We start from the raw sequence: 6,008 nt of genomic DNA, 5'->3' as shown, positions 1-6,008 counted from the left end.
AAACAGCGGCGATTTTAATATTTTTCATGATGATCTCCTGATTGACTCGAATTGGAGGGTTGTTTTTCTAGACCCACGCCTTCAGTCTAGTCAGGGGCACCTGTCAGCTACCTTCCCGGTACATTACAAATATGTAATCTTCACCAAATTCGGGGTGGTTATACTGGGCACCTGCATAACAACCAAGAAAAGTCGATGAAACTGCTTTTGATCGAAGACGACCTGCGGCTGGCCGATTACCTAAAGAAAGGATTGACCGAAGAAGGTTTTGTGGTCGATTTGGCGCGCAATGGGATTGATGGTTTGCATTTGGCCACGCAGGGGCTATACGAAGTGATTGTTCTTGATGGCATGTTGCCTGACATTGATGGTTTGGCCGTGTTGAGCGCCCTGCGCCAATCAAAAAGTATTCCGGTACTGATGCTTACAGCGCGCGCCATGGTTGAGGACAGGGTAAGCGGTCTGAAAGCCGGCGCAGATGATTACTTGGTAAAACCCTTTGCGTTTGCCGAGCTGGTGGCCAGGCTTCACGCCTTGGGGCGTAGAACATCGACCGTAGCTACCGAGAGCCAGACAACCTTGTTGACATTGCTGGATCTGGAATTGGACGCAGTACGCCGCACCGCCAAGCGCGGAGGCAAGGATTTACGGTTAACTGCGAAAGAATTTTCTCTACTTTGGCTACTACTGCGAAGAAAGGGCGAAGTCATCAGCCGCACAGAAATCGCTGAGCTGATTTGGGATATGCATTTTGACAGCGAGACCAATGTGATTGATGTGGCGATTCGCAGGTTGAGGATTAAGCTGGACGATCCGTACGAAATCCCTTTGCTTCATACCGTTCGCGGCATGGGGTACGTTCTCGAAATCAGGACCCAGGGCAAGGAGTGAGCGTGAAATCAATTTCCAGAGCCACCATCGGTTTGACCAGCTCCGTCAGTGTACTGGGAGTGGTGTTACTCGCTGTACTCGTGTATTGCTGCATCCACTATTGGCAGGCCAGGCAACAGGAGGAAACTGCAAGCCGTGCGCTTCATGCAGTTGAACACCTTTTACTAAAACCTACTTCCGAATATTCACCCGAAGACGTGAAACATGGCCTGGAAGAAGTGTTGGGTGGGCAAGGTCGAACCCAAGCCCGAGTTGTTGACAGCCAGGGCAATCGCATGTTCGGGCCAGAGGTGTTCTTCAACGGAGAGGGATCTATTCGGGAATTCTCTCAAGTGTTTGAAACAGAACTTCCCCAACTGCAAGCCAAACGGGTTGAACTGGCAGTAAGCACCGTAGATGACGAACGTTTTCTGAACTTCATTTCAGGAATATTTGCATCGTCCATCGTGTTGTGGATCCTGGTGTCGGTGTTGATCAGCATGCGACTGATTCGCCTGGTTTTGCGCCCCATCAATCGACTGACAGAACGCATTCACAATTTGGGGCCACGCTCGCTTGATGTTGTGCTGGACGACCAGAAGGCCCCGCTTGAATTGCGACCCTTCATCGACGGATTCAACCGCTTACTGGGGCAACTGCGCGAGAACCGGGAGCAATTGAAACTGTTCAACAGCAATGTTGCACATGAATTGAATACACCACTGTCGAGCTTGACCATTAGCCATGAGCTGCTTCAACGCCGCAAACTGATCGAAGGTGAGGACCTTCAAAAAATTGTCGGTGATCACCTCGACGAACTCGACCGCATGGCACGAATTATTCGCAGCATGCTGTTCCTGGCCAATGCAAACCAGGGCAGAGAACTGCAACTTCAACCTGTGCCAAGTCTTCGTCAGCTGGTGGTATCAGTCGCGGAATACCTTGAACAGTTGGCCGAAGACAGAGATCTTCGCATCACAGTTAAAAGCGATGCCACGGTGGAGGCTGAAACCGAATTGATTAAACGAGCAGTGAGCAATTTGCTGTCCAATGCAATTCGGTATGCGCAGGCCAACACAGAAATTACCGTGCAAATTACCCGAGAAGCAGAGAGGGTGTGGATCAAGGTTTCGAATGAAGGCCCGACAATTGACCCAGTCAAATTGAACCGTTTGTTCGAACCCTTTTTCCGTGCTGAAGAGGGGCGAAGTGACACTGGGAGCAATCACGGGCTAGGCCTGGCTATTGTGGCAGCCATTGCGAAACTACATGGTGGTGATGTGTTTGCAAGCAGCGAAAATCAAGTTACGGTGATTGGCTTTTCTATTGACTCGAAACGACGGTCGACATCAGTATAGGCAAATAATATTGTGGAAAAGATGCTGTTCAACCATTTTTATGGCACTTAGGTTTTGTTGCCGCTTCTTATCACCTCACGTCTGAATCGGGACGGGAGAATAATCGTGAAATTTAACCCTTGGACTAGCAAAAAAGGTGTGACCTAATGTCATCGAAATACGGGGAAAGGTTCAAGTTCTGGATTGATATAACGGGTAAGCGGATTAAATGGTTGATCTTACCTTTGCATGAGAGTGAGACAGACCGGCATCTCATCGGATTATCTGGTTGATGCTTCACCTACTGCTGGTGCATGTTTCCTTCGCTAATTCCAGCAAGAACCCCACACGCCTCAACTTCCCGGTCATCGTTGCAACTCGCTCTCAGTGAAACGAGTTGTTTCTCAAGCGCTTGCAGAGCGGTTATCTGCGACCGCACATGAGAGATGTGATCATCGAGCAAGGCGTTGACGGCGGTACAAGGCTGATGAGGGTCGTCCTGATAGCTCTGTAGTTCGTGAATCTCAGCCAGTGACAGGCCCAGGATTCTGCAGCGACGGATGAAGGCCAGCCCCTCACCATGCTTCTCGGTATAGACACGGTAACCGTTGTCCTGCCGATCAGGCGGCGGCAACAAGCCCTGCTGTTCATAGAAGCGGATCGTCTGTGTTTCGACCCCTACCAAGTGCGCCAACTGACCAATGCGCATCAGCCTCCTCCCCAACGGATTCTTTACTCTATTGACCTTATAGTAGCTTTATAGTTTTAAATGGCACCACAACATTGTTCAAGTGGAGTCGTATCATGAGCAAATCCTGTGGTGGCGCCTGTGGCGGTGATGCAACGTCCGCAGCGGATACCGATATACAGGCCTCCTCCGAGGCGCCAGGGAGATGGGTCAGTGTTTATGCCGTGCCGAAGATGGACTGTCCATCAGAAGAACGAATGATTCGCCTAGCCCTGAACGGCTTTGAGGAGATTCGGGCGCTGTCCTTCGACTTGTCGAACCGCCGGCTGAAGGTCGTGCATGACGGCGAGGTCGAGCCCGTCACCTCGAAACTGAAGACCTTGGGGCTAGGCGCCTCGCTTCAGGAAACCGTCGCTGCAAATCCGGAGACCATCAAGGCCGCCGAGTTTTCGGCAGCTTCTGCTAAGCAAGAATCCGGGACCCTGCGCTGGTTGCTCGGCATCAATGCACTTCTGTTCGTGGTGGAAATGACTGCCGGTCTGATCGCCCAGTCCACCGGCCTGATTGGAGAATCCCTGGACAATTTTGCCGATGCGGCGGTGTACGGGCTTGCCCTTTATGCGGTTGGACATAGCGTGAAAATGCAGGTACGTGCCGCGCATCTTGCTGGTGTACTGCAACTGATCTTGGCTGTGGGCGTGCTCGTAGAGGTGGTGAGACGCTTTGTATTCGGTAGTGAGCCTGAATCGCTGGTGATGATGGCTATCGCATTCGTCGCATTGATTGCCAATACCAGTTGTCTGCTGCTCATATCCAAACATCGGGAAGGCGGGGCGCACATGAAGGCAAGCTGGATATTCTCGGCCAACGACGTGGTGATCAACCTGGGGGTCATCACCGCCGGCGCCCTGGTCGCGTGGACCGGTTCCAATTATCCGGATCTGATTATCGGCACCATCGCGGGGGGCATTGTACTTAACGGTGCCAGACGCATTTTGGCGTTGAAGGGTTAAATAATGCTCATTATTGGCAAAAAGCTCTCGCCGTATGCCCTATTGTCCATATCGGGCCTGCTGGCAGCGTCTGATCAGGCTGTAAAGTGGCTGGTGCAGCAATCAATGGCCTATGGCGAGTATGTTTCGGTGACCCCGTTCTTTAACTGGGTGCACCTATGGAACACCGGTGCCGCATTCAGTCTTTTTGCGAATGGTGGAGGCTGGCAGCGCTACTTTTTTATCGGAATCGCGGTAGTGGTCTCGATTTTTCTGATCAAGCTGATCCTTGAAAATCGTCATAAAGGAGAAGCCATCGCTTACAGTCTTATCCTCGGTGGCGCCATGGGCAACCTGATTGACCGGGTCTTTCGCGGCTATGTTGTGGATTCCTTTGATTTCTATTGGCGAGACTGGCATTGGCCGGCCTTCAACCTGGCTGATATTGCAATTGTCCTCGGTGCCTTACTTTTCGTTTCCAGCAGCTTGTTGGGTAAAAAAGCAAACACCAATGCCGAGCCGGATGGATCTGACTGACACCTACGCCTATACAACACCATGACCGAACTTCCCGACAACATCCTTCACCTGCCGCAATACCAAGTACTGGGCTGCAAATCAACCGACGACGAAATGCACTTCCAGGTGGACGTGCCCGATCCCATCGCCTGCGAGGAATGCGGCGTGCAGGGTGAGTTCGTACGGTTCGGCAAGCGTGACGTTCCCTATCGTGATCTGCCCATCCACGGCAAGCGGGTCACTCTCTGGGTGGTCCGCCGCCGATACACCTGCCGGGCCTGCAAGACAACATTCAGGCCCCAGCTACCGGAGATGGTGGACGGATTGGGTCTACTGAAGCCGAAATGATCTGCAGACAACTTTTTGGAAGCAACTCTAGAAGATTCTTGTTAACGTGATAATTTCTATGAGTTGGTTGCTTTGTTACAGAATTTGTTTTGAAGATTGGGGATAGGATTGTTTTATCAATGGCTGTTTCAGCAACTAAAAAGCGCCCTTTATTCTTTTCTAGCCATCTATCTGTTGTGTCGTGGTCCCCAACGAATAAAATCTCACAGATATCGACACCCACGAGGTACAAGCCAAGACAGCAGCAGCGGTACGCTGGTGTAAACACGCTTCGGATCACGCGGTTAAATTTGGCGGCATACCATGGAGGTATCTCCTAGTTGCTCACGACGAAGTCAACGAGTCTAAGCGACTGACTGATTTTCTGCGTTTTGAAGTAACAAGTTGTTAAAAAAAGCCGGCTTCTTGGCCATCAGAGAACCCAATACTTTGCTTGGGCGGCTTGTTGAGCTTGATTGATGAAGTTTGAGACTTCATTAATCACCGCAACCAACTGACTATTGGTCAAGTGGGCGTAAACGCGCTCGAGCCAGCAAAACTTGACTTTGTCTGCACATGAGAATTTCCGAGCACAGATCGGGGCTGATTATCACACTTCAATCACTAAATCTGCTCGAAAGTTGTGTCCATTTTTGAACCGTTCCATTGGATAACCTACCTGGTTAGACACTACCCGACAGCCAACTTTGCATGAATCTTTGTCGCGCATCAGCATGACCCCAGCCACAGGGTCTTGCTGCATTACCTCTGGCACCATCGCCAGGCTTACATGGTTGTCGGGTTCAAAGTGGCCCAGAAAATCCATTTCCTGATACAGGTATAGCGGTGCTGAACCATCGTGGTTATTTAGCGCACGTGTGTAGGCCAGTTGCAGCGATTGCGCTTTGCGCTTCAGGTGGTCTTCGTGAAATGTGCGGGCTTGGGTGTTCATGACGAAGCAAGATAAAAACGAGGCAAGCCGCAGTATGCGTGAAAGGTTTTAAGGGGTAGAAATGAAGGGTTATTCCAAGCGGTTGAGGGGGATGGTTTGGTTTGAATTGACGGGGGTGAGTGAAGGTGATGAAGAATAACAACAGCAAACCCTTCAAACCACCGTCAGAAACTCCGCCACCACCACCATTTCTTCCGCATCCTCAGCGCTCAGCACAATCGCTTCATGCTTGTCGTTCGTCGATTCGGGTTTCAACACAATCACGCTGTTCACTACGCCATTTTCACCGAAATGTTTTTCGCTTTTGTAGCGTTTAATGGTGT

General features: G+C 50.8%; 6 protein-coding genes and 2 pseudogenes. 6 read left to right on the top strand and 2 right to left on the bottom strand.

All coding sequences use genetic code 11. The features are described 5' to 3' along the window. Window positions 1-195 precede the first annotated feature (195 nt). Both A0129_RS15250 and A0129_RS15245 read left to right on the top strand, forming a co-directional pair. The gene (locus A0129_RS15250; protein WP_105029873.1) at window positions 196-891 is read left to right on the top strand and encodes a heavy metal response regulator transcription factor; all 696 of its coding nucleotides are present in this window, start codon (window positions 196-198) and stop codon (window positions 889-891) included. Window positions 892-893: 2 nt separating this feature from the next. Further along, a complete protein-coding gene (locus A0129_RS15245; RefSeq protein WP_291716249.1) occupies window positions 894-2,228 on the top strand; it encodes an ATP-binding protein in 1,335 nt (444 codons plus the stop codon). 280 nt (window positions 2,229-2,508) lie between these two features. Here A0129_RS15245 and cadR read toward each other — a convergent pair whose 3' ends face one another. Further along, entirely contained in the window at window positions 2,509-2,916 is a 408-nt protein-coding gene (cadR, locus tag A0129_RS15240) for a Cd(II)/Pb(II)-responsive transcriptional regulator (RefSeq protein ID WP_291716248.1), read from the bottom strand. A 95-nt stretch (window positions 2,917-3,011) separates the two neighbouring features. Here cadR and A0129_RS15235 point away from each other — a divergent pair, with 95 nt between their 5' ends. The 4 genes and pseudogenes from A0129_RS15235 to A0129_RS15220 all read left to right on the top strand — a co-directional run. Further along, on the top strand, window positions 3,012-3,908 hold the full coding sequence (locus A0129_RS15235; protein ID WP_004574643.1) for a cation transporter: 897 nt from the start codon (window positions 3,012-3,014) through the stop codon (window positions 3,906-3,908). A gap of 3 nt (window positions 3,909-3,911) precedes the next feature. Beyond that, window positions 3,912-4,424: a signal peptidase II gene (lspA, locus tag A0129_RS15230; RefSeq protein WP_004863699.1), complete on the top strand. Its 513-nt coding sequence runs from the start codon at window positions 3,912-3,914 to the stop codon at window positions 4,422-4,424. Between the two features lie 21 nt (window positions 4,425-4,445). Continuing rightward, window positions 4,446-4,730 (top strand): annotated as a pseudogene (locus tag A0129_RS15225) (transposase family protein); the annotation flags it as partial. 232 nt (window positions 4,731-4,962) lie between these two features. Next, a pseudogene (locus A0129_RS15220) lies at window positions 4,963-5,145 on the top strand (hypothetical protein); the annotation flags it as partial. Window positions 5,146-5,343: 198 nt separating this feature from the next. On the opposite strand, the gene A0129_RS15215 reads toward A0129_RS15220, so the two are convergent. Beyond that, complete coding sequence (locus A0129_RS15215; protein WP_291716247.1) at window positions 5,344-5,685, bottom strand: hypothetical protein; 342 nt, start codon at window positions 5,683-5,685, stop codon at window positions 5,344-5,346. Window positions 5,686-6,008: the final 323 nt, after the last annotated feature.

Source organism: Limnobacter sp. CACIAM 66H1, from assembly GCF_001601825.1.
Taxonomy (GTDB): domain Bacteria; phylum Pseudomonadota; class Gammaproteobacteria; order Burkholderiales; family Burkholderiaceae_B; genus Limnobacter.
The sequence above is the reverse complement of the archived record's forward strand: the minus strand, read 5'-3'. Positions and strand labels throughout refer to the sequence as shown.